Below are 21411 nucleotides of genomic sequence, written 5' to 3' on the forward strand. Positions count from 1 at the left end.
ACCAAGAGGTTTGCGTCATCGATCGGCCTGTCGGTGACGCAACCCTCTTGGTCAACAACGGTGGGGCGGGAGGGGGTGTTAGAGGACGAACAGCAGGGCGGCGTTCAGGAGGACCACCACGGCGGTGGCGAAGTGGATGCCGAAGGCGACGGCCTTCGTGCCGCCGTTGCGCAGCACAATGAAGGTGTCGCCCAGCGGGACAAGCGCGACGATCAGCATGTACCACGCGACCGCCTCGGCGGTGGTGAAGGCGATCAGGGCGAGGCCGAGCAACCCGAAGGTCACGTCCTTCAGGCCCTTGACCGTCAGGTAGGCGGTGTCGCCGTCCGGCCGGGCCGGAACCCCGTACCCGGCGGCTGCTGCCCGGGGCGCCAGCAGGAACCGCGCCCCGATCAGGACAACGAAGAGGCTGAGCACGACGGCGAGCCCGTAGGCGAGGGTGGTCAACATGTTCCACTCCCTTTGCTAGCGCTGCTAGATGTGAGAGCGACGCTAGCAGAGCCTTGGCAGGAACGCTAGCGGTGCTAGGATTGCTGTCATGTCGACGCAGGCACGCCGAGAGCGCGAGCGGGCGGAACGGGAACGCGCCATCATCGCCGCCGCCCGGGACCTCGCCCTGGCGGAGGGCTGGGACGCGGTGACCACCCGGCGGCTCGCCGCCGAGATCGAATACAGCCAGCCCGTCCTCTACAGCCACTTCAAGGGCAAGGACGCCATCATGGCGGCGGTCGCCGTCGAGGGCTTCGCCGAACTGGCGACCGTGCTGGTTTCGGCCCGGGCCTCCGCTCCCGACCCCCGCCAGGCGGTCGCCGACGTGGCAGCCGCGTACGTCGCGTTCGCCCAGCAGCGGCCCGCGATCTACGACGCGATGTTCACACTCGCCGTGGACCTGCCGTTCGCCAGCCAGGACGTACCGACCGACCTGGCCCGGGGCTTCGCCGAACTGTCCGATACGGTGCGCCCGGTCGCCGGGGACGACGACCTGGAGACGCTGACCGAGACCTTCTGGGCCGGCCTGCACGGCCTGGCCACACTGATGCGCAGCGGCCGGCTCCGCCGGGCCGACCACGGTCGGCGGCTGGCGGTGCTTGTGGATCGCTTTTCCCGCTGAGCCGTCACCGGCGGCTCGGCCTAGGCGTGCGCCGGGCGCAGGGCGCGAGGTGGTCGACCGGCAGGGCGCACCGCGCGCCGCCGGGCAGCGGCCGGTCGCAGAAGACCCAATGTCGTACGCCCTGCTGGTCCTCCGCCGACACGGTCACCCCGCCCGGCTCGACCCGTGCGCTGAGCCGGACCAGCGCCCGGGCGGCGGTACGCGCGAAGATCCGGGCGCGCAGCAGGTCCGGCGCGGTGATCGGCAAGTGGATCACCCACCGCTCGCTCATCGGTGGCTTCCGTGGAATCGGCTCGCCAGCCGACAGATGAGACTGCGCACGGTGACTGCCCTTCGTCGGATGGCATCGACGTGAAGGGGCGGTCTCCGTCGGTTGCGGTCGACGGAGACCGCCCGCCTCTGCGGCCGTTCCGGAGGTACGGCAGCAGGCCGCGCCGGGGGAGCGCGGCGGGTGGGGTCTCGGCGGCGATGCGAGACCGGTACGAGAGGCGCCAACCGACCGCAGCAGCACCGCATCACCGAGAGCGACGCTACCGATACCTGTCACCTCCGTCAACGCTCTCCTACCTGGCAAACCTGCCCGCTCTGGTCGCTGCCGCTTCCCTTCCAGTTATTGCCGCTCTCTCATCTGGTGCTCGATACTGGGCGGGCCAACCGACTGCAAGGGGCCTCTACGTGCCGATTCCGCCGACGATGCGCGAGTTGATCGATGATCTGCTGAGGCGGATCAAGGTGGGTGAGTTCCCGCCCGGGTCGCAGATACCGTCCACCCAGGAGCTGTCCGACCACTACGACGTGTCGGTGTCGACCATCCACCGTGCGGTGGCGACGCTGCGAGGCGAGGGCGTGCTCGTTGGTCGTCCGGGTCGGGGTGTCTTCGTCGCGGAATCCACCCGCTGACGCGGTCGGCTCCAACTTCAGTCGTCACCATTGGTGCCGAATCCGTCAGGGCAGCATATCCCCAGACGGTTGCGCGTGCTGCTACCTGATTCCTGACTTGTATCCTGCGGACCCTCGGTCAAGACATGTCCGGCACGACTCGCCTCGCGACGTTCCCTCCGCTGCGGGTGGCGGTCCGACCGACCGCGGGGCGCGGATGGTTGTGAGCGCCTTTAACGGCCGCAGTGCCTGAGCGCAAGAGTAAATACTTGTCGCAAACTCGTCAGTGCCGACGAGACTGCCGTCCGATTTGGGCTGCCCCCTGACCTTGGTCGGGAGTAACCTCTAGACGTATGGATCCTGCTATTGCGGCGCTGGCGGCTTCAGGGGCTCAAGCGATCGTTGGTCTTATGGCCACCGATGCGTGGGAGCGAGCCAAGGGGCTCGCCGCACGAGTCTTCGCTGGACGGCATCGAGACGCGACAGATCTGATGGTTAGTGACTTGGATGAGTCGCGAAACGAGGTCGCTGGCGCCATTGGGGAAGATAGGTATTCTGTTTGTCGGCATCAGCAAGACCTCTGGGATGCCAGGCTCCGCATTGCTTTGCTGGGGGATCCCCAAATTGCTCATTCAATTTACGAACTGCTTGATTTGGCGGAGCGTAAAGGTTTGCTCGCACAGAATTCACAGAATATTTCGATGCATGCGAATGCCGCAGATCAAAGCCGGGTATACCAACAAGGTCAAGGCATTCAATACAATGGCTAGCGACCGACCGGAGCGGCCTTATGTCATTTGAGCTTGAAGGTCATGCCCGCGGACATGCAAGAGTTTTTCAGCAAGGACGTGGACGTCAGTTCAACGTCGAGACCGCCTACTTTGGTAGCGGTCAAGAGTTGCCAGCGGAAATCTTCCGATTGCCACTCGGTCCATTGGTTAGAGAGTCAGATCCACTTGAGCTAGGTGTGCACAGAGCGGCAATGTCAAGTGGAAACGCAGTGCCACCCTATGTTCCTCGTGACATCGACGCGGAGATTGCCGGCAAAGTCGCTGCAGCTGCACGGCATGGCGGATTGGTGCTTATCGTGGGTGATTCGACGGCGGGGAAGTCGCGATCAGGATATGAAGCCATGCTTCAAGAAATACCCAATCATCGTCTTGTCATCCCTGACGATCGAGCTGATTTGCCTACCGCGTTGGCGCATATGGTCGCGATGGTCGAGCCGTCAGTCCTGTGGCTTGATGACATTGAGCGATTCCTTGGCGGTGACGGGCTGACCCCGAAGATGACCTCGTTTCTAAGGCGTGCAGGTATTATCTCTCTGGGTACGATTAGAACCGAGCAGTATCGTCAGTTGGGAGGCTTGTCGGGAATTTCCAATGAAGGGGACTCCGGCACTCACGGCAGACTTGTGTCAGCGGAGTATGTGTTGAAGCAGGCTGACCTGGTCTATATGCAAAGACGTTGGAGTGCGGTCGAGACGGAGCGGGCGAAGTCCGTAGAGGATCCGCGAGTCTTAGATGCCGTTGGGCATAGTGATACATACGGTGTGGCGGAGTACTTGGCGGCTGGCCCGATGCTTTATAGCGAATGGCAGCTTGCGAGGGAGGTAGGACAGAACCCCAGGGGCGCGGCCCTTGTTGCCGCTGCAATCGACTGCCATAGGGCTGGTTTGGATGATTCCGTCCCGTGGGATCTAATACGCGAGACGCATGAGCATTACCTTAATGCGTTGGGTGGTCGATTATTGCGCCCAGAGTCGCTCGACGTCGCGATCGCTTGGGCAGCGCGGCGTCGTTATGGGATTACCAGCATCCTTCTGCCGGGTAAGCACAAAGAAACATATCGAGCCTTCGACTATCTCACCGACAAAATGATGCGTTCCGAAAATCGTGAAGCGGTTCCTGATCGTGTCTGGCAAGCGGTCCGGAATTCGACATCCGGGGATTTTTACCAACTCTCCAAAGTTGCTCTTGCCGCCTTCAACCAGGGGAACCTCGATTTGGCGGAGCAGATCTGGCAGGAGCTCGCCGCGGAAGGCCGCGGAGTGGCCGCCTTTAACCTGGGGTTGTTGGCGCGGGACGCCAACCGCGTCGAAGAGCGCGATCGGTGGCTCAAGCAGGCGGTCGATTTGGGTTACTTGCGAGCGGCCACAGAACTGGGACACATATTCGAGCGCGAAGGGGCGCTTGACCAAGCTGCGACGTGGTTCGAGCGGGCTGCGGCTGGCGACGACGCCCATGGCATGTATCACGTGGCTCTAACGCTCAGGAACAAGGGGAAGTACGAAGAGGCTGAGAATTGGTTTCGGCGGGCAGTAGAGAAGAATGATGCCTGGGCCTCCGGCGGACTTGGCTCCCTTTTGGCTAGTTCGGGGCGGTTCGAGGAAGCAGAGTCCTTGCTCCGTACTGCCAGCGAGAAGGGCAATGCAGGGGCGGCAGTATATCTGGGTGTCGTATTAGCTGAAGTGGGTCGCGACGCAGAAGCCGAAGTGGTATGGCTGAGGGCTGCTGAGTCCGGGTCGGCAGATGCAATGGGTAACCTTGCCACTTTTTACAGAAAACTCCAGCGCGATTCCGACGCCGAAAATTGGTATCGAAAGGCTATTGCCGGAGGGGGCAGGGAGTCGTTATCCAACTATGGAACATTTCTCGCTTCGAAGCGTCGATGGGTTCCGGCTGAAGAGATGCTACGTCAAGCGGCAGATTTAGATGATGTTAATGCATTCTACCATCTTGGTAGATTGCTAAATGAGTTGAATCGTCCGGAAGAAGCGATTGAGTGGCTGCGGCGTGCAGTTGATGGTGGAATTGAGCGAGCTGTTTCGATATTGGCGCAGGCGCTCGAAGATCTGGGTAGGAACCTAGAGGCAATCCCCTATTGGCAACGCCTGGTAGATGCCGGCGATACGGATGCCACATTCGCCTTGGCTAAGATCCGCCTTGACCAGGGCGATATTGAGGACGCGAGATCGCTGTTCCGGATCTCGGCAGATAGTGGCGATGCTGTGGCCGCTTGCGAGCTTGCCAGATTGTACTGGCACCGGCGTGAGATCGCGGAAGATTGGCTGCAGATTAGCCTCGGCGGCGGTCACGCCCATGCAGCGTGCTTGTTGGGGCATATGCGATTCGAAGCCGATAATTTGAGCGAAGCCGAGAAGTATTGGCGACAGGCCTATGATGGCGATCATGTCCACGTCGCCTCCGAGCTGGCGTCGCTTATGGCGGCCCAAGGGCGAGGGAGTGAAGCAGCGCTCTGGCTAAGGCGATCCCGCGAGGACCCGCGTGGACGGCGCCCTCGACGGGCCGTGAGGGCTGGCAAGTCTCGGAGGCGAAAGTAGCAGCAGCACGAGGTACCGTCGGGTCCTAGCGATCGAGGACGCGTAGATCGACGGGTGAGAGATTCGACCTGGTTGGCGGTTCATGTCGCCATCGGCGCAGACGGAGGGGTGCCTGTCTAGCGGCAGGGATTCGTGCCGCTAAGGGGTCAGTCCCTGCCCCCACGGGGAGTTGCAGATCTTCTCACTCGACTGTCGGAAGCTTCGGGCCGAGGACGTCGTCGGCGTCCACGATGGTGTACGCGTACCCCTGCTCGGCCAGGAAGCGCTGCCGGTGTGCGGCGTACTCGGTGTCGATCGTGTCCCGCGAGACCACCGTGTAGAAGTGCGCCTGCCGGCCGTCGGCCTTCGGTCGCAGCACCCGGCCGAGCCGCTGCGCCTCCTCCTGTCGGGAGCCGAACGTCCCCGACACCTGGATCGCCACCGCCGCCTCGGGCAGGTCGATCGAGAAGTTGCCGACCTTGGAGATCACCAGCGTGCGGATCTCCCCGGACCGGAACGCGTCGAACAGCCGCTCACGTTCGCGATTCGTGGTCGAGCCCTGGATGATCGGCGCGTCCAGGTATTCGCCGAGCTGGTGCAACTGGTCGATGTAGGCGCCGATCACCAGCACCTGGTCGTCCGGGTGCCGGTCGACCAGGGCCCGGACCACCGGCAGCTTGGTGCGCGCGGTCGCCGCCATCCGGTAGCGCTCCTCGGCCTCCGCGGTCGCGTACGACATCCGCTCCGCGTCGGTCAGCGTCACCCGGACCTCGGTGCACTCGGCCGGGGCGATCCAGCCCTGCGACTCGATGTCCTTCCACGGCGCGTCGTACCGCTTCGGGCCGATCAGGCTGAACACGTCACCCTCGCGGCCGTCCTCGCGGACCAGGGTCGCGGTGAGGCCGAGCCGGCGGCGGGCCTGAAGGTCGGCGGTGAACCGGAAGATCGGCGCGGGCAGCAGGTGCACCTCGTCGTAGACGACCAGGCCCCAGTCGCGGGCCCCGAACAGGTCCAGGTGGGTGAACGCGCCGCCGCGCCGCGAGGTGAGCACCTGGTACGTGGCGATCGTGACCGGGCGGATCTCCTTGCGCTCGCCCGAGTACTCCCCGATCTCCTCCTCGGTCAGGGAGGTGCGGGCGATCAGCTCCCGCTTCCACTGCCGGCCGGCGACGGTGTTGGTGACCAGGATCAGCGTGGTCGCCTTCGCCTCGGCCATCGCCGCCGCGCCCACCAGCGTCTTGCCGGCGCCGCAGGGCAGCACCACCACGCCCGACCCGCCGGCCCAGAACGCCTCCACGGCCTCGCGCTGGTACGACCGCAGCGTCCACGGCTTGCTGCCGTCCTTGCCGGCCTCGGCCAGCTCGATCGGGTGCGCCTCGCCGTCGACGTAGCCGGCCAGGTCCTCCGCCGGCCAGCCGAGCTTGAGCAGCGCCTGCTTGAGCCGGCCACGCTCGGACGGGTGCACCTGGATCGTGTCGTCGTCGATCTTGTTGCCGAGCATGCCGGCGAGCTTCTTGCTCTTGGCCACCTCGATCAGCACCAGTCGGTCCAGTGCCCGCAGCACCAGGCCGTACGCCGGGTCGTTGGCGAGCTGGAGCCGGCCGTACCGGTCCATCGTCTCGGCCACGTCCACCAGCAGCGCGTGCGGCACCGGGTAGCGCGAATACTTGATCAGCGAGTCCACCACGCCCTCGGCGTCGTGCCCCGCCGCGCGCGCGTTCCACAGCCCGAGCGGGGTCAGCCGGTAGGTGTGCACGTGTTCGGGAGAGCGCTCCAACTCGGCGAAGGGCGCGATGGCCATCCGGCAGGCCTGCGCGTCCGGGTGGTCGATCTCCAGCAGCAGGGTCTTGTCCGACTGCACGATCAGTGGTCCACCGCTCACGCCAGGGTCCTCTCCTCCGGTTGGCCGCCGGTCGTTGCGCCTGCTTACCCGCCGCTGGCCGACCATCCAGTGTTGCACGGTGCGGACTGTCGGAAGAAAGATGCTCACCGGACGCAACCGAGAAGGCACTTGTGAACGTCTAGCAAAGGGACGACGGTCCAGGGGAGGTTCCATGAAGCATGTCCGGATCACTTCCCGACTTGTTGCCCTGATGGTGGTCGCGCTGGTCGGTGCCGGTGCGTGCGCGTTCGATCCGCAGGCCGGCGGGGGTGGCGGCGGGGGAGCCGCCCCAGCAGGCGCGGCGGAACAGTCAACGGGGGCGAGCGGCACGCCCGGGCCGGACCAGCGCGGCCGGCCCGCGACGATCGCGCCGACACGGGCGCCGACGCCGAAGCCCACCCGGAACGCCACGCCGAAACCGACCCGCAGCAAGCCGCCGGCGCCGGCCACCAGCACCGCCGCGCCCGCTGCGGGCTGCCCGCAGGGCGAGCACCAGCGCGCGGTGGAGACGTACCTGGCCCGGTTGGGCGGGTTCGGGTCGGTGAACGTGGACGGCCGGCAGTCCGCCGCCGACTGCGCGGCGATCAAGAAGTTCCAGCGGCGGTACGGCATCCGCCCCGTCCAGGGTCGCGCCGGCCCGACCACGTACGACGTGGCCCAGCGGCTCGCCACCACCGACCCGGCCCGCTGCAAGGCCGGCACGGGCACCACGTTCTGCGTGGACCTGACCCGGCAGACCGTCTGGGCCGTCCGGGGCGGCAAGGTGATCATGGCGCCGACGGTGACCCGGACCGGAATGTCCGGCTACCGCACCCCGGCCGGCACGTACAAGGTCAACTACCGCAACCCGAGGGAATGGTCCGACCCGTACGAGGTGTGGCTGCCGTACTGGCAGCACTTCACCCAGGGGATGGGCTTCCACGAGACCACCACCTACCTGCACGAGAAGTCGATCGGCTCGCACGGGTGCGTCAACCTGCTGCACGCCGACGCCGTCCGGATGTGGGAGTTGGGGAAGGTGGGCACCCGGGTCGTGCTGATCGGCCGCCGGCCGGGCACCTGAGCGGCCCGCCCGAATCGGGGTTTTAACCCCTGTCACACCGGTCCCGCGAGTGACACCCTGGGAGTCCAGGGCCGGACCGGGCGGGGAGGCTGGGCATGACGGTCGACCGTGACGTGATCGAAGCGCACGACCAGGTTCAACCCGACGAGGTGTCCCGCGCAACCGTGGTCGCGTACGCCGTCGCGGCGGCGCTCCTCGTCGGGTGGTTCCTCTTCGGTTGGCTGGTGCTGCGGCAGGGCTTCGTCGACTCGGTCGGAGAGTCCGCCGGCGCCGGCTTCGCGCTGCTGCTGATCATCTCGGTCGTCGGCACCGTACGCCGCAGCCGACGCTGACCGGCGCGCACACCGGCCGGCGCCGGCTGGGCTCCGGTCAGTCCGCCACCACCGCCGCGGTGATCCGGTGCAGCGCGAACGTGTGCAGCATCTCGGTCCGTTCGTCCTCGGCGCGCAGGTAGCCGGCACCGATCGAGACCGGCTTGACCAGCCGGGACGCGGTCGCCCCGTGCGCGTCCACGTAACCCACCCAGACCAGCGCCCGATCCCGCACGGCCTGCTGGAGCACGGCCAGCGCCTCGCTGTGCGTGTGTGCCGGCACCGGACCGCCGCCGAGCCCGGCCGCACCGCCACGCACCACCGCCGGCGCCCGTCGGGCGGCCCGCGCCGCCGCCTCACCCCGCCGGATGTGCTCCACCACGCCCAGCAGTCGGGGCATGGGCAGCTTCGGCGCGGCCAGCGGATCCAACGTCCGGGTGGCCACGGGCACCCGGGCCGGGGCCCGCCGGATCCGTGGCCGGGACAGCACGGTGCCGCCGCTGCCGTCCTCCTGCGCCGGGGCGTACCCGGCGTCGCGCAACGCGCTCAGCAACCGGCCGACCTGGTACGGCGTGGTCAGCACCGTCGGGGCCAGCCGGCGCAGCGTCAGCGACTCCAGCCGCCGGTCGGCCAGCACCTCGCTGAGCAGCGTCTCGTCGTCGCTGCGCAGGTACGCCCCGGCCAGGCCGACCCGCAACCCGCCGTGCTTGCGGGCCACGTCGTCCACCAGGTAGGTGAGCCCTTGCGGCACCGGGGTGCGGGACCGCCGCCGGAACACGTCGTGCAGGTCGTCGGCCGAGTAGCCGGCGTCCAACGCCCGCCGCACGCTCGCCGTCGTGACCCGGTGCACGCTGGCCCCGCCGGCCGACTCGGGTTCGGTCATCGCCTCCAGCTCGGCGGCGAGCGCCGGCTCGGGTGGCCCGGGCACCACCACCGTCAGGTCGGCCTGCACCAGGAAGTGGTCGACCGGGGCGGGCAACAGCGCGTCCAGCGCCCGCGCCGCGCTGGACGGGTCGCCGCTCTCGGCGTCCGCGTGCAGCCCCAGGGGGTCCTCGCCGCCCGGCTCGTCGGCCGAGGTCAGGTCGGCCAGTAGCAGCCGGCCGTACGAGGTGAGCGCCCCGAGGCCGGTGACGCCGAGCTGCGCCGCCTCGGCCAGCACCTCCCGGTGGGCGGCCTCGCGGCCCCGGCTGCGCCGCGGAGCCCGCCAGTCCAGCAGGTCCTGCACCTCCTCCGGGGTGGGTGAGGTCGCCGGTTCGAGGCCGGCGAGCACGGCGAGCACCGCCCGCCGGGTGCCCGGGGCGCTGGCCCGCTCGGCCTCGGCGGAGAGGGCGGTGATCGGGCGGTCCCGGTCATCGCGCCGGCCCACCAGCCCGACCTGTCGGGTCATGGTCAGCCACGCGCGGGCCAGCTGCTCCCAGCGCTGGGCCAGCGAGGCGGCCCGCCACACCTCGTACCCGCCGGTCGGCAGCACCTGCTGATCCGCCCCGTACCGGGTGGTGGTCGCGCCGGGCAGCTCCAGCTCGCCGGCGAGCCCCGCCGCGTACGCCACCTCCAGCAGCAGCGCGGTGGTCGGCTCGTCCAGCCCGGCGGTACGGGCCAGCCGGCGCAGGTCCCGTACGCCGATGCCGCCCGAGCGCAGCACCGGCGCGGGTTCGGCGGCGAGTTGCTCCAGCAGCCCTTCGGTGTGCCGGACCACCTCCATGGTCTGCCCGGCCCCGGCGGAGTCGACCGCCTTCGCCTCGCGGGGCGCGGCGGCCACCGGCGGCGGGCTGGTGCGCAGCGGTCCGAGCGGGCCGCTGTCGCGGCGCAGCAGCAGGCCGACCTCGCGGGGCAGCTCGACCGTGCCGGTGGTGGTCGACGAGCCGGCCGAGACGGGGACCAGCAGCCGGTTGTCGACCAGCCAACGCACCGGGGAACCGGTCGGCGCGCCACCGTTGGTGGGGTCCGAGAGCAGGGCATCCTCCGCGCCGAGCGGCGGCGCCTGCAACGCACCCGGTGGCACGCTGCCCACCGGTGGTCCGGCCGCCAGCCGGTCCAGGATCGCCCGGGCCGAGGGAGGCGCGGCGAGCAGCGTCCGCCGGAGCTTCGCCGGGTCCGCGCAGAGCGCGGCCGTGCGCGGGTCCAGCTCCGCGGCCGGCCGGCCCAGCCCCGCGGGGTACGGGGCCACCTCGTCCACGGCAGGCACCACCTGGAGTGCGTGCTCCGGGCCGTACAGCAGGAAGAGCGCGCGCAGCCGGCCGACGGCGCCCCGGACGGCCGTCGGCGCCGGCGGGCGGGGCCCGGCGGTGGCCATGGCGAGCACGGCCTCGGTGGCCGTGGTGCCCTCGTCCGGGTCCCGGGTCAGCCGGGCGGCGTCGAGGATCTGGAGGGTGAACTGGTCCAGCCCGTCCAGCGCGCGGGCCACTGAGACCCGGGACTGGGCCCGGATGGCCAGGGCGGAGATGTCGGCCGGCACGGGCACGACGAGGTCCGGCCGCAGCTGAAGGAGTGCGGCCAGCGACTCGTCGGGAAGCGACCGCAGGTGGTCGGCGAGTGAGGTGGTCATCGTCTTACCACGCTAGCCCGGCACCGGGCCGTCGCGCCCCTCGGACGTCCGCCCGGCCGGGAGTCGCCTGTACGTTTCTCGGCATGCCCGCACTGACCGTCGGATTCGACCTCGACATGACGCTGGTGGACTCCCGCCCTGGCATCGCCGCCGCCTACCGGGCGCTGACCGCCAGGACCGGCGTGCCGGTGGACGCCGACCTGGCGGTGTCCCGGCTCGGTCCGCCGTTGCGCACCGAGATCGCGCACTGGTTCCCGCCGGAGCAGGTCGAGTCGGCCGTGCAGATGTACCGCGAGCTGTACCCGGCGTACGCGATCACCCCGACGGTGCCGCTGCCAGGCGCGCGGGCGGCGATCGACGCGATCCGTGCGCGGGGCGGCCGGGTGCTGGTCGTCACGTCCAAGATCGGCCGGCTGGCCCGGCTGCACCTGGACCACCTCGGCCTCACGGTCGACGAGTTGGCCGGCGACCTGTTCGCCGAGGAGAAGGCGACCGCCCTGCGCGAGCACGGGGCGACCCACTACGTCGGGGATCACGTGGCGGACATGGTGGCGGCGAGGGCGGCCGGGGTGCCCGGAATCGGCGTCGCGACCGGGCCGTGCTCCGCGGACGAGCTGCGCGCCGCCGGGGCGGAAGTGGTGCTGGACGACCTCACCGGATTCCCAGCGGCGCTCGACGGCATGATCCAGCTAGCCTTGGAGCAGTAGCGGCTCAAGTGAAGCAGGGGTTTTCAGGTGCCTACGGGTCGAGTGAAGTGGTACGACACGGCCAAGGGATACGGCTTCGTCACCAGTGACGAGGGCGGCGACGTGTTTCTGCCCAAGGGTGCGCTGCCGGCGGGCGTCACCGACCTCAAGGGCGGTCAGCGGGTCGACTTCAGCGTGGTCGACAGCCGCCGGGGCGCGCAGGCCATGGGAGTCAAGCTGCTGGACGCGCCGCCGTCGATGGCGGAGCTACGGCGCCGGCCGGCCGAGGAACTGCACGGCCTCGTCGAGGACATGATCAAGGTGCTGGAGGCGAAGGTCCAGCCGGATCTGCGCCGGGGCCGGTACCCGGACAAGAAGACCGCGCAGAAGATCGCTCAGCTGGTCCACGCGGTCGCGCGCGAGCTGGAGGTCTGAGGCACCAGCCCGGCGTCGGCGGCCCGGTCGAGCAGCGCCGTGATCGCGGCGAAACCGGCCTCGCCCAGGTCGGCGGTGAACTCGTTGACGTAGAGGCCGATGTGCCGGTCCACCACGTCGAGTTCCATCTCCTGGGCGTGCGCGAGCACGTACTCCCGGCTGGCCGCCGGGTCCGCCCAGGCCTGCCGGACCGACTCGCGGACCCAGCCCGCCGCGACCTCCGGATCCACCGCGCCGCGCCGGGCCAGGATCGCGCCGAGGGGGATGGGCAGGCCGGTGTCGGCCTCCCACCACTCGCCGAGGTCGACCAGGGCGGTCAGGCCGTGCCGGTGGTAGGTGAACCGGGCCTCGTGGATGACCAGCCCGGCGTCGTAGCGGCCGGCCGCGACGCCCGGCATGATCTCGTGGAACGGAACCACCTCGATCCGGGCCGGCGGGTTTCCGGCCGCCCAGAGCCGGAACAGCAGGTACGCGGTGGTCCGGTCGCCCGGCACCGCCACCGTGGCGCCGGTCAGGTCGGTGCGGTCGCCCTTGGTGAGCACCAGCGGCCCGCACCCGCGACCGAGGGCGCCGCCGCAGGGCAGCAGGTGGTAGTCGTCGAGCAGCCAGGGCAGCGCCGCGAAGCTCACCTTCACCAGGTCGAACGCGCCCCGCTCGGCCGCCGTGTTAGTGACGTCCACGTCGGCGTACGTCACCTCGACCGGCGGCGCGCCCGGCACCCGGCCGTGCACCAGAGCGTGGAAGACGAACGTGTCGTTGGGGCAGGGCGAGATCGCCAGGGAGAGCGCCACGCCTCCACGTTAGCCCTGCCCCCGAGCGGCCACCCGCGCCCACCCCCGCGCACTGTGACCTGTGCACCTCGGCTGGGTCGAATGGTTGTTCTGCGGCCCTGGTCCTGACCTGCGGCCGGGGTCAGCGCAGCGCCGGGGCCGCCTTGGTCAGGGCGTCGAGGGCTTCGCGTAGCCGCCAGGCATCCCGGTCGCGGGGGCCGACCGGATTGGAAATGGTGCGCAATTCGGCGAAGGGCACCCCGGCCTGCGCCGCGGCGACCGCCACCCCGTACCCCTCCATGGCCTCGGCGACCGCCCCCGGATGCCGGCGGCGCAGCTCCTCGGTGCTGGCGGCGGTGCCGGTGACCGTGCTGACGGTGAGCACCGTGCCGGTCGTGGCGGACGGCAGGGCGTCTCGCAGCGCCGCCAGCAGCCGCGGATCGGCCGGCAGCACGCTGCCGTTGCCGAGCAGCGCGGGCGGCATGCCGAGCTCGTCGACGGGGATGAAGCCGTCCGGTGACTCGGCACCCAGATCGGCGGCGATGCTGGCCGTGCCGAGCACGGTGTCGCCGACCGCGACGCGTCCGACGAAGCCGCCGGCCACGCCGGCGCTGACCACCGCCCGGTACGGGCGTCCGGCAGCCTCGGCCAGCGCCAACAGTCGGGCGGTGGCGGCGCCGGCCACGGCCGGGCCCACCCCGACCGGGGCCACGGTGACGGTGGCGTCGGTCAGCCCCGCGCAGACCGCGTCCGCCTCGGCGGGCACCGCGGTCACCACCAGCAGGCCGGTCACGACAGCGGTCCGGGGGACTCCCGGCGGGTCTCGTCGTCCGCGCCGCCACCCGGCCCGCCGACCGCTGAGGAGGGGCGGTAGATGTGGTAGCCCGGTGGGGCGAGCCCCGGGTCGTCGTACTGCGACGAGCCGGCCTGGCTCGGCGCCGGTGAGGTGGGCGCGGAGTCCCCGGATTCGTCCAGCGACTCGTCGTCGTCAACCAGCTCGTCGTCACCCAGCGGCCGGCCGGCCAGCTTCTCGCCGCGCAGTCGTGCGGCGACCACCACACCCCGGACGGCGGCCAGGACGCCCACCCCGGCGGCGACCGCGATGCCGGTGCGACCGCCGAACGGGACCAGCCCGAGCCCACCCCCGGCCACGAAGGCGAGCATCAGCACGGTCTCCGAGTGCGCGAAGGAGCTGGCCCGCAGCCGCTCCGGGATGCGCTCCTGGATCGAGGCGTCCACGGCGAGCTTGGCCACCCCACTGACCAGCGCGGTGACCAGGCAGAGCAGGGCCACCATCGGCAGCGAGAAGCGGATGACGGTGAGCACGGCCACCCCGGCCACGATGATCATGCTGCTGGACTGGATGGCGGTCGGCCGGTGGATGCGCAGACGGGTGCCGACGGCGGTGGCCAGGAAGCTGCCGACCGCCAGCGCGCCGCCGACCAGCCCCAGCGCCCACTCGGCACCCAGGTCCCGGCCGAACACCACCGTCGTCAGGTCGCCCTTCTTGATGGCGAAGGCGAGGAACAGCAGCAGGAAGCCGTAGACCGCGCGCAGCGTCGCCGAGCCGATCAGGGTGGCGATCACCAGCCGACCGGCGGGTCGGCCCCGCCCCAGTGGGCGGTCACCCCGGCGACGGCCCAGCGCGCGCAGCGGCCGTGGCACCCGTTCCGGTGGCTCCGAATCCGCCTTCGGTGGCAGGCGCAGGGAGATCACCATGCCGATCAGGAAGATCACCGATGCGACCCGCAGCGGCCACTGCGGCCCGAACCAGAACGCCGCCAGCCCGATCGGAGCCACCAGCGCGCCCGCGACCGTGCCGTAGACGCTCGCCCGCGCGCCCACCTGAGACAGGCCGAGCCCTTCGGGCAGGAGCCGGGGCACCGCCGCCGACCGGGCCACGCCGTACGCCCGGGACAGCGCGAGCACCCCGAACGCGGCCGGATACAGCCCGAAGCCATGGATGTAGTCGGAGATCAACCAGGCCAGGAACGCGCGGCCGAGCATGGTGGCGGCCAGGGCGTACCGCCGGCCGTGCCGGAAGTGGTCCAGCAGCGGGCCCACCACGGGGGCGAGCATCGCGAACGGCACCATGGTCACCAGCAGGTAGAGCGCGACCTTGCTGCGGGCCTCGCCCAGCGGGACGTTGAAGAAGATCGTCCCGGCCAGGCCGATGGCGATCAACGTGTCTCCGGCGCAGGACACCGCGTGCAGGTCGAACAGACGGACCATGCCGACCTCGCCGCCGGCGCCCCGGGCCCGGGCCCGGCCGGCCCGGCGGGTCACCCAGCGTCCGCTGCCCACCGAACCACGCAACAGCAGCCGAATGCTGCGGATGCCGGTGCCGACGGTGCGACCGAGGACGGATCGCCCGGAGCGGGAGTACGACGGCATGTGCACCATCCTCGCCCATCTGCTCCAGGTACGCCGCAGCACTGCGGCGAAAGGTTCCCCGGGAGTCCCTGTCACCCCTGTCGGGCGCATGGGGAACAATGGTGAGGTGACCAGGCCCGCATCCACCCGCGCAGCCCGTCTCGACCAGGTCTGCGCCGCTGCCGTCGAGGTGGCCCGCGCCGGCATCACCGAGGTGGACGCCGATGACGTCGGCGACCACCTGCAGGTCGTTGCCGAGGGCGACCGGCTGGTCACCCACTACTTTGAATGCCGGCTCGCCGGCTACAACGGCTGGCGTTGGGCGGTCACCGTCACCCGGGTGCCGCGCAGCCGCACGGTGACCATCTGCGAGACGGTGCTGCTGCCCGGCCCCGACGCGCTGCTCGCGCCGGGCTGGCTGCCCTGGCAGGAGCGGCTCAAGCCCGGTGACCTGGGTCCCGGTGACCTGCTGCCGACCGCGCCGGACGATGAGCGGCTGGCCCCGGCCTACCTGCTCTCCGACGACCCGGCGGTCGAGGAGACGGCCTGGGAGCTGGGCCTCGGTCGGGCCCGGGTGCTCTCCCGGGAGGGTCGCGCCGACGCGGCGCAGCGGTGGTACGACGGCGACCACGGCCCGGCCGCGGCGATCTCCGCCGCCGCCCCGGCCGCCGCTCGTTGCGGCACCTGCGGCTTCTACCTGCCGCTGGCCGGCGCGATGCGGCTGGCCTTCGGCGCGTGCGGCAACTTCTACGCTCCCGACGACGGCCGGGTGGTGAGCGCCGACCACGGCTGCGGCGCCCATTCCGAGACGCTCATCGAGGCGGCCGAGACCGCGGTGGAGGAGCTGCCCACCGTCTACGACGACAGCGCGGTGGAGGCCATGTCGGTCAGCCGCGCCCCGGGTTCGGTGGAGGCCGCCGAGCCGGCGGAGCCGTACGGGCACCCCTGACGGTCCGCGCCGGCTGGGCCGGCGCGCCTGGCAGGGTCAGCTCGCGCGGCGGCGGCGTCGGTTGGCGTCATGCCGCATCATCACGGCGAGCCCGGGGAAGCCCCACAGGAATCCGGCCAGGCAGGTCCAGAGCCAGTTCTCGTGATCGTGCTCGGTCAGCCAGCCCCGGAAGAAGACCAACAGGACCAGCCCGGCCACTGCCCACCCGATCAGCCCGGCGACGGCGAACGGCACCATCGGCGGGTCCAGCGGCGCGGGCCGCGGAGGCTGCTCGTTCGGCATCGGGCAAGCGTACGCGATCGACTTCCCCTGCCCGCCGGTGATCTGGGACGATGCGCGCGTCAACCGGAAGATCACCTGCGAGGACCTGATGGCAGTAACGCCGCCCGAGAACGGCACACCACCCGACCCCGCTCATCCACGTAACGGCTTCGACCGGTTCTTCGAGATTTCCGCCCGTGGCTCGACGCTGAGCCGCGAGGTACGTGGTGGCCTGGCGACCTTCTTCACGATGGCGTACATCGTGGTGCTCAACCCGCTGATCCTGGGCGGCGCCGTCGACGGCGACGGCAAGACCCTTCCGATCCCCGCGCTGGCCGCCGCGACCGCGTTGGTCGCCGGCCTGATGACGATCCTGATGGGTGTGGTGGGCCGGTTCCCGCTGGCGCTCGCCGCCGGTCTCGGCGTGAACGCGCTGGTGGCGTACGAGATCGCGCCGGAGATGACCTGGGCCGACGCGATGGGCCTGGTGGTGATCGAAGGTGTGATCATCGCGGTGCTGGTGCTGACCGGCCTGCGGACCGCGGTGTTCCGCTCGGTGCCCACCCAGATGAAGACCGCGATCGGGGTGGGCATCGGCCTCTTCCTGACCATCATCGGTCTGGTGGACGCCGGTTTCGTCCGGCGGATCCCGGACGCCGCCAACACGACGGTCCCGGTCGGCCTGGGCATCGGCGGCAAGCTGGTGAGCTGGCCGATGCTGGTCTTCGTGGTGGGTCTGCTGCTCACCCTGGTGCTGGTGGTCCGCAGGGTGAAGGGCGCGATCCTGATCGGCATCCTCGCCTCGACCGTGCTGGCGGTGATCGTGGAGGCGATCGGCAACATCGGCCCCTCGTTCGTCGACGGCAAGCCCAACCCCAAGGGCTGGTCGCTGAACGTGCCGGAGCTGCCGAAGACGGTGGTGGACCTGCCGGACCTGTCGCTGCTCGGCAAGTTCAACGTGCTCGACTCGTGGGGCCGGGCCGGCTGGGTGGTCGTGCTGATGTTCGTCTTCACCCTGCTGATCACGGACTTCTTCGACACCATGGGGACGATGGTGGCCGTGGGCCAGGAGGGCGGCCTGCTCGACGAGAAGGGCACCCCGCCGAAGGCCAAGGAGATCCTGCTCGTCGACTCGATCGCCGCCGCGGCCGGCGGCGCGGCCAGCACCTCGAGCAACACGTCGTACATCGAGAGCGCCGCCGGTGTCGCGGAGGGCGCCCGGACCGGGGCGGCCAACCTGGTCACCGGCGTGCTCTTCCTGCTGGCGATGTTCCTGGCGCCGCTGGTGGTGGTCGTGCCGTTCGAGGCGGCCTCGACGGCCCTGGTGGTGGTCGGCTTCCTGATGATGACCGCTGTACGGACGATCGACTGGTCCGACTACGAGATCGCCATTCCGGCGTTCCTCACGATCGTGCTGATGCCGTTCACCTACTCGATCTCCAACGGGATCGGCGCCGGCCTGATCACCTTCGTGGTGGTCAAGCTGGCCAGGGGTAAGGCCCGGGAGGTCCACCCGCTGCTGTACGGGGTGGCCGCGCTGTTCGTGCTGTACTTCCTGCGCGGGCCGATCGAGTCCCTGGTGCTCTGAGGCACGTCCCGGCGGGGAGTCCGAATCGGATTCCCCCGCCGGGAACAGCACGAAAGTCCTCGTGAGCCTGGTCATATCAGATGTCGTTAGCCAGGCTCATTAGTTAAGCTAACTATCGTGACGGAGCGGACGGTGACGGCGAAACGCGTGCCACCGGCGCAGCTGGCTCCCCAGTTGCGTGATGCGATCACCCGACTCAACCGGCGGGTCCGCCAGGCCCGACCGGTCGGCGACCTCACGGTCACCCAGGTCTCCGCGCTCACCAGCCTGCGGCTGGCGGGCGCGCTGACGCCCCGGGAGCTGGCCGACATCGAGCGGGTGCAGCCACCGACGATGACCAAGATCGTCGCGAAGTTGGAGGACCGCGGCCTCGTGCAGCGGACCCCCCATCCGACCGACGGCCGGCAGGTCATCCTCGCGGCGACCGAAGGAGGGCAGGCCGTGCTCGACCAGTTCGAGCGGGCCCGCGATGAGTGGCTGGCCCACCGGCTGGCCGCGCTCGACGAAGACGAACGGGAGACCCTGCAGAGGGCCGCCCGGATTCTTCAGCAGCTCGCTCGCGCCTGAGCCGCGCCCGCGCCACCGGGCCGTGCCGTCACCTGTCGATGACGCGTACGTCCCGGAGGAGGCGCACCAAGAGTGCAGGCCAAGTTGAGCACGATGTTCCAGTCCCTGCAGGTTCGCAACTACCGGCTCTTCGCATCCGGCCAGCTGATCAAGCTGATCGGCGTCTGGATGATGTTCATCGCCCAGGACTGGCTCGTCCTTGAGCTCTCCGACAACTCGGCCACCGCGCTCGGCGTGGTCACCGCGCTCCAGTTCACCCCGGTGCTGCTGCTGACGCTGCTCTCCGGCCGGCTCGCCGACCGGTACGACAAGCGGGTGCTGCTCTTCGCCGCGAACGCCTTCTGGACCGTGCTGGCGCTCGGCATGTCCCTGCTGGTCCTCACCGACCTCGTGCAGCTCTGGCACGTCTTCGCCTTCGCCGCGCTGCTCGGCACGGCCAACGCCGTGGAGACCCCGGTCCGCCAGGCGTTCGTCTCCGAGCTGGTCGGCACGTCACTGCTGCCCAACGCGCTGTCGCTGAACGCCGCCGTGTTCAACTCCGCCCGGATCGTCGGCCCGGCCGTCGCCGGCCTGGCCATCGCCGCCTTCGACGTGGGGCCGGTCTTCCTCTTCACGGCGCTCAGCTCGATCGCGCCGCTGGTCAACGTGGTGCGGATGCGGACGGCCGAGCTGCACCGTGACGCCCTGCTGCCGCGCGACGAGCGGGCCTCCGCCCGGGTGGTCGACGGGCTGCGGTACGTGTGGCGCCGCCCCGACCTGCTGCTGCCGATGGCGGTGATGTCCGTGATCGGCATGTCGCTGTTCAACTTCCAGCTCACCCTGGCCGCGCTGGCCAAGACGGTCTTCCACACCGGTGCCGCCTCCTTCGGCCTGTTCAGCACCGCACTGGCGGTCGGCGCGCTGGGTGGCGCGCTCAGCGGCACCGGCCGGCGCAGCCGCCCGTCGGTGTGGCTGGTGCTCGGTGCCGCGATCGCCTGCGCCAGCTTCGGCACCCTGGTCGGCTTCGCGTCGACGTACTGGCTGGTCGTGACGCTGCTGGTGCCGACCGGCTTCTTCATGGTCTTCTTCGCCCAGGCCGCCAACCAGCGGGTCCAGCTGGGTGTGGACGCGGCCTTCCGGGGCCGGGTGATGGCCCTGTGGGTCCTGGTGTTCCTGGGCACCAACCCGGTCGGGGCACCGCTGATCGGCTGGGTCGCCGAACACTTCGGCGCCGGTGCCAGCATCTGGATGGGCGGGCTGATCTCGCTGGCCGCGGCGTTGATCGCGCTCACCTGGCAGCTGCGCCGCTCCGGCGCCCGGGTGCGCTTCCGGGTGCTGCCGATGCCCCGCTTCTACGTGACCTCCACCGACTGCTGAGCTGCCAGGAAGGGCCCCTTGTCATCGGATCTCATGACAAGGGGCCCTTCCTCACGTCTGTCGCGGAAGCCCGGCCCGGCTCGTCGTGTTGAGCGGATGGCGCGGATGCGGCCAATCCGGTGGCGGGCGGGCACGACGGGGCTTAGCGTCGATACGTGGGAGTCGGACGCGCGCTGATGCTGGCCCTGGCGTTCCTCGCCGTGGCCAGCCTGCCGGCGGCGTTCGCCCTGCTCTTCTGCGCCGACGAGATCCTGGATCGCGTGGTCTGCGGCTGGTCCGAGTGGCGTGAACGCCGACGGGAACGACGGACCATCGCCCGCCTCGACCGGGCCATCGAGGCCGACGCGCTGACCCGGGACATCGACCTCAGCGAGTTCGACCGGACCGACCGGCGGCCCCTGGAACAGCTCGCCGCCGACCTGCGGCGCCTCGGCGGGCAGCGGCTCGGCGGCACCGGCCGGTCGATGGTCTGGCACGGGGCGGTGGTCCAGGCCTACGACGATCGGCTCCGACTGGCCTGCCGCGCCCTCGGCGTCACCGAACACCTCGCCGAGTTGAGTGGCGTGGACCAGGAGATCGAGCGGGTCCGGGTGGAAGGCGTGCTGCACGCCGCCGGGCTGACTCTGCCGGCGGCCCGAGCCGGGCACCGCCAGCGGCACCGCTGAAACGGTCGACGGTTGCGGCTCTTCGTGGCGGTCTACCCGCCCGTCGAAGCGGTCACCCACCTCGGCGCGCACGTCGCTCGGCTGCGGATCGGAGCGGCGGCGGCCGCCGGCACCAACGTCCGGCTCGCCGACCCGGCCCACCTGCACCTCACCATGGCCTTCCTCGGTGACGTCGAGGCGGCCCGGCTGGTCGAGGTGGAGAGCGCGCTCGGGCTGGCCGCCGAGTGGTTCCGCGACGGACGGGACGCCTCGCCCCGGCTGAGTCTCGGCGGGGGCGGCCGGTTCGGGCAGGGCCGGTTCACCGTGCTCTGGGTGGATCTCCGGGGCGACGTCGAGGCGTTACACGTGCTGGCGCGACTGATCCGCTCGCGGCTGCGGCACGCCCGGCTGCCGCACGACGACAAGCCGTTCCGCCCGCACCTGACCGTGGCTCGACCCGGCGATCGGGTGGCCCCGGCCGACATCGACGCCGACCGGGCCGCCCTGGACGACTACCAGGGGCCACCGTGGGCGGCGACCGAACTGCTCCTGGTGCGCAGCCACGTCGGCCCCCGGCCGCGCTACGACCGTCTGGCCGCCTGGCCGCTCTGACCAGGCTGGCAGCCGGCCAGGCCCAGGGGGAGCGGTGCCTCGCGCTGACGGGTGGCG

The 21411-nt window shown here is 70.2% G+C and carries 22 protein-coding genes; 14 read left to right on the forward strand and 8 right to left on the reverse strand.

What is annotated here, in order from left to right; all coding sequences use genetic code 11:
- Positions 1–78 precede the first annotated feature (78 nt).
- Positions 79–450: a DUF4267 domain-containing protein gene (locus EAD89_RS14280; protein WP_121676030.1), complete on the reverse strand. Its 372-nt coding sequence runs from the start codon at positions 448–450 to the stop codon at positions 79–81.
- 88 nt (positions 451–538) lie between these two features.
- Here EAD89_RS14280 and EAD89_RS14285 point away from each other — a divergent pair, with 88 nt between their 5' ends.
- Complete coding sequence (locus tag EAD89_RS14285) at positions 539–1111, forward strand: TetR/AcrR family transcriptional regulator (RefSeq protein WP_121676031.1); 573 nt, start codon at positions 539–541, stop codon at positions 1109–1111.
- 4 nt (positions 1112–1115) lie between these two features.
- Here EAD89_RS14285 and EAD89_RS14290 read toward each other — a convergent pair whose 3' ends face one another.
- Positions 1116–1382, reverse strand: a complete 267-nt coding sequence (locus EAD89_RS14290; RefSeq protein WP_121676032.1) for a hypothetical protein — start codon at positions 1380–1382, stop codon at positions 1116–1118.
- 404 nt (positions 1383–1786) lie between these two features.
- Here EAD89_RS14290 and EAD89_RS14295 point away from each other — a divergent pair, with 404 nt between their 5' ends.
- The 3 genes from EAD89_RS14295 (at position 1787) to EAD89_RS14300 (ending at position 5333) form a co-directional block, all read left to right on the forward strand.
- Positions 1787–2011, forward strand: coding sequence for a winged helix-turn-helix domain-containing protein (locus EAD89_RS14295; RefSeq protein ID WP_199733506.1), 225 nt, complete (start codon positions 1787–1789; stop codon positions 2009–2011).
- Positions 2012–2343: 332 nt separating this feature from the next.
- Entirely contained in the window at positions 2344–2760 is a 417-nt protein-coding gene (locus EAD89_RS30255) for a hypothetical protein (RefSeq protein ID WP_147458801.1), read from the forward strand.
- Positions 2761–2780: 20 nt separating this feature from the next.
- Positions 2781–5333 (forward strand): tetratricopeptide repeat protein, encoded by a 2553-nt coding sequence (locus EAD89_RS14300; protein ID WP_121676033.1) that lies wholly within the window; start codon positions 2781–2783, stop codon positions 5331–5333.
- Positions 5334–5514: 181 nt separating this feature from the next.
- Here the strand turns inward: EAD89_RS14300 and EAD89_RS14305 are convergent, their stop codons facing one another.
- A complete protein-coding gene (locus tag EAD89_RS14305) occupies positions 5515–7194 on the reverse strand; it encodes a DNA repair helicase XPB (RefSeq protein ID WP_121676034.1) in 1680 nt (559 codons plus the stop codon).
- Between the two features lie 172 nt (positions 7195–7366).
- Here EAD89_RS14305 and EAD89_RS14310 point away from each other — a divergent pair, with 172 nt between their 5' ends.
- Together EAD89_RS14310 and EAD89_RS14315 are read left to right on the forward strand one after the other, a co-directional pair.
- Positions 7367–8257 carry a L,D-transpeptidase family protein gene (locus EAD89_RS14310; RefSeq protein WP_121676035.1) on the forward strand — a complete coding sequence of 297 codons (891 nt, stop codon included), beginning with the start codon at positions 7367–7369 and terminating at the stop codon, positions 8255–8257.
- Positions 8258–8352: 95 nt separating this feature from the next.
- The gene (locus tag EAD89_RS14315; RefSeq protein WP_121655791.1) at positions 8353–8589 is read left to right on the forward strand and encodes a hypothetical protein; all 237 of its coding nucleotides are present in this window, start codon (positions 8353–8355) and stop codon (positions 8587–8589) included.
- Between the two features lie 37 nt (positions 8590–8626).
- Here the strand turns inward: EAD89_RS14315 and EAD89_RS14320 are convergent, their stop codons facing one another.
- Complete coding sequence (locus EAD89_RS14320) at positions 8627–11113, reverse strand: helicase-associated domain-containing protein (protein WP_121676036.1); 2487 nt, start codon at positions 11111–11113, stop codon at positions 8627–8629.
- Between the two features lie 83 nt (positions 11114–11196).
- On the opposite strand from EAD89_RS14320, the gene EAD89_RS14325 reads away from it, so the two are divergent.
- Both EAD89_RS14325 and EAD89_RS14330 read left to right on the forward strand, forming a co-directional pair.
- Positions 11197–11820, forward strand: a complete 624-nt coding sequence (locus tag EAD89_RS14325) for an HAD family hydrolase (RefSeq protein WP_121676037.1) — start codon at positions 11197–11199, stop codon at positions 11818–11820.
- Positions 11821–11847: 27 nt separating this feature from the next.
- Positions 11848–12234: a cold-shock protein gene (locus EAD89_RS14330; RefSeq protein WP_088986676.1), complete on the forward strand. Its 387-nt coding sequence runs from the start codon at positions 11848–11850 to the stop codon at positions 12232–12234.
- On the opposite strand, the gene EAD89_RS14335 is transcribed toward EAD89_RS14330, so the two are convergent.
- The 3 genes from EAD89_RS14335 to EAD89_RS14345 form a co-directional block, all read right to left on the reverse strand.
- Complete coding sequence (locus EAD89_RS14335; RefSeq protein ID WP_121676038.1) at positions 12195–13025, reverse strand: 1,4-dihydroxy-6-naphthoate synthase; 831 nt, start codon at positions 13023–13025, stop codon at positions 12195–12197. The genes EAD89_RS14330 and EAD89_RS14335 overlap by 40 nt on opposite strands.
- Before the next feature lie 121 nt (positions 13026–13146).
- Positions 13147–13797 carry a futalosine hydrolase gene (locus EAD89_RS14340; RefSeq protein ID WP_121657266.1) on the reverse strand — a complete coding sequence of 217 codons (651 nt, stop codon included), beginning with the start codon at positions 13795–13797 and terminating at the stop codon, positions 13147–13149.
- Entirely contained in the window at positions 13794–15398 is a 1605-nt protein-coding gene (locus tag EAD89_RS14345) for an MFS transporter (protein ID WP_121676039.1), read from the reverse strand. The genes EAD89_RS14340 and EAD89_RS14345 overlap by 4 nt, the downstream gene beginning before the upstream one ends.
- Between EAD89_RS14345 and EAD89_RS14350 the strand changes: the two genes are divergently transcribed.
- Complete coding sequence (locus tag EAD89_RS14350; RefSeq protein WP_199733509.1) at positions 15397–16326, forward strand: DUF3027 domain-containing protein; 930 nt, start codon at positions 15397–15399, stop codon at positions 16324–16326. The two genes, EAD89_RS14345 and EAD89_RS14350, sit on opposite strands and share 2 nt — an antisense overlap.
- Positions 16327–16362: 36 nt before the next feature.
- Here EAD89_RS14350 and EAD89_RS14355 read toward each other — a convergent pair whose 3' ends face one another.
- The gene (locus EAD89_RS14355; RefSeq protein ID WP_121676040.1) at positions 16363–16608 is read right to left on the reverse strand and encodes a DUF2530 domain-containing protein; all 246 of its coding nucleotides are present in this window, start codon (positions 16606–16608) and stop codon (positions 16363–16365) included.
- Positions 16609–16696: 88 nt separating this feature from the next.
- On the opposite strand from EAD89_RS14355, the gene EAD89_RS14360 reads away from it, so the two are divergent.
- From EAD89_RS14360 to thpR, 5 genes are all read left to right on the forward strand, one after another.
- Complete coding sequence (locus tag EAD89_RS14360) at positions 16697–18175, forward strand: NCS2 family permease (RefSeq protein ID WP_121657268.1); 1479 nt, start codon at positions 16697–16699, stop codon at positions 18173–18175.
- 117 nt (positions 18176–18292) lie between these two features.
- A complete protein-coding gene (locus tag EAD89_RS14365; RefSeq protein WP_199723616.1) occupies positions 18293–18742 on the forward strand; it encodes a MarR family winged helix-turn-helix transcriptional regulator in 450 nt (149 codons plus the stop codon).
- Between the two features lie 72 nt (positions 18743–18814).
- Positions 18815–20098, forward strand: a complete 1284-nt coding sequence (locus tag EAD89_RS14370) for an MFS transporter (RefSeq protein WP_121657263.1) — start codon at positions 18815–18817, stop codon at positions 20096–20098.
- A gap of 155 nt (positions 20099–20253) precedes the next feature.
- A complete protein-coding gene (locus EAD89_RS14375) occupies positions 20254–20763 on the forward strand; it encodes a hypothetical protein (RefSeq protein WP_121657262.1) in 510 nt (169 codons plus the stop codon).
- A 12-nt stretch (positions 20764–20775) separates the two neighbouring features.
- Positions 20776–21354, forward strand: coding sequence for an RNA 2',3'-cyclic phosphodiesterase (thpR, locus tag EAD89_RS14380; RefSeq protein ID WP_121657261.1), 579 nt, complete (start codon positions 20776–20778; stop codon positions 21352–21354).
- Positions 21355–21411 lie beyond the last annotated feature (57 nt).

The sequence above is a fragment of the Micromonospora sp. BL4 genome, from assembly GCF_003667505.1.
Taxonomy (GTDB): Bacteria; Actinomycetota; Actinomycetes; order Mycobacteriales; family Micromonosporaceae; genus Micromonospora.